This window comes from Fulvivirga aurantia (assembly GCF_009711475.1).
Lineage (GTDB): Bacteria > Bacteroidota > Bacteroidia > Cytophagales > Cyclobacteriaceae > Fulvivirga > Fulvivirga aurantia.
On record NZ_SMMD01000297.1, the window covers coordinates 1 to 1,604 of the forward strand.

Below are 1,604 nucleotides of genomic sequence, written 5' to 3' on the forward strand. Positions count from 1 at the left end.
GTCTCTTTTGTTTTATAAAAACAGGCTGCAAAGGTAAGTGATTTTATTTAAAAGCAATAATGTTTTTACAACATAAATTTAAACCTCAGAAAGAAGGCCTAAATCATTTGTAGGCTTTTTTGTAGTTTTGCGGCCATGAGCGACAAACCAAGTTTACCAAAAGGAACGAGAGATTTTGGGCCACAGCAAATGGCTAAAAGAAATTATATCTTAAACACCATTAGAGGGGTTTTTGAAACATATGGCTTTATGCCACTTGAAACACCCGCAATGGAAAATCTATCTGTACTTACAGGTAAATATGGAGATGAAGGTGATCAGCTGCTTTTTAAAATACTCAATTCGGGAGATTATCTCTCTAAAGTAGAAAAGCCTATCGATAAATCAGCCAAAGAGCTATTGCCAAAAATCGCTGAAAAAGGCCTGAAGTACGACCTCACCGTACCATTCGCTCGGTACGTTGTGATGAACCGACACGACATTACGCTTCCTTTCAAAAGATACCAGATACAGCCCGTTTGGCGGGCTGATAGACCTCAAAAAGGTCGTTATCGTGAGTTCTTTCAGTGTGATGCCGATGTTATTGGCACCGACTCACTCATCTGTGAAGCTGAAATCATCATGATGATGAATAGCACACTGGGAAAACTTGGTCTTAGTGACTATACCATAAAGCTCAATAATCGAAAAGTGCTTACCGGGATAACAGAAGCCATCGGTGCACCCGGCAAAGAGAGTGATTTTTGCGTAGCCATAGACAAGCTTGACAAAATTGGCTTGGAGAAAGTGCTTGAAGAGCTAAGCGACAGAGGACTCTCTGATGATTCCATACAAAAAGTAGTGCCAATTCTCGAAATTACGGGTGACACTCAGGAGAAGATCGAAAAACTAAAGACCATATTAGCCACAAGCGAAACTGGCTTAGCGGGTATACAGGAAATTGAAGCTGTATTTTCTCTGGCTAAAACTATGGAAGGAGATCTTTCTAAAGTAAATTTTGACATCACACTCGCCAGAGGACTTTCCTATTATACAGGCGCTATATTTGAGATTCAGGTGAACAATGTAAAAATCGGAAGTATCAGCGGTGGTGGTCGTTACGATAACCTCACGGGTGTATTTGGCATGCCAAATATGTCTGGTGTAGGATTTTCTTTTGGTGTTGACAGGCTTTATGATGTACTGGAGGAGCTTGGGCTTTTCCCTGAAGAATCTTTAACAAGCACTCAGGCGCTTATCATACATTTTGATGCACCTTCACAAAATTTCGGATTGGGGGTTGCCGCAGCATTGAGAAAATCAGGAATCAAAACTGAGATTTATCCTGACAAGGCGAAGATCAAAAAGCAGTTTACCTATGCCGATAAAAAGAATATACCATATACAATTATCATTGGTTCGGAAGAAATGGCCTCAAAAAACCTTACCTTCCGCAATATGCAAACCGGTACCGAAGAAAAATTAACTGTAGATCAAATCATAGAAAAGCTTAGCTGATCATATGAAAAGCATTCACGAAATATCTGACGAATCTCTTAATCTCACCAGCATTTGTGATATAATCGATAATGATAAAACCGTGATTTTGTCATTATCTGCAGAAG

Annotated in this window: 1 protein-coding gene; it reads left to right on the forward strand. The window is 39.7% G+C overall.

Features of this window, described 5'->3' with window-relative positions; translation table 11 throughout:
- Positions 1–135: 135 nt before the first annotated feature.
- Positions 136–1,497, forward strand: a complete 1,362-nt coding sequence (hisS, locus tag E1176_RS01275) for a histidine--tRNA ligase (protein WP_155208774.1) — start codon at positions 136–138, stop codon at positions 1,495–1,497.
- The last annotated feature ends 107 nt before the right edge of the window (positions 1,498–1,604 follow it).

Bases quoted from the DNA above. Each gene is read 5' to 3' on its own strand.
- hisS (WP_155208774.1), top strand. From the start codon at position 136: ATGAGCGACAAACCAAGTTTACCAAAAGGAACGAGAGATTTTGGGCCA.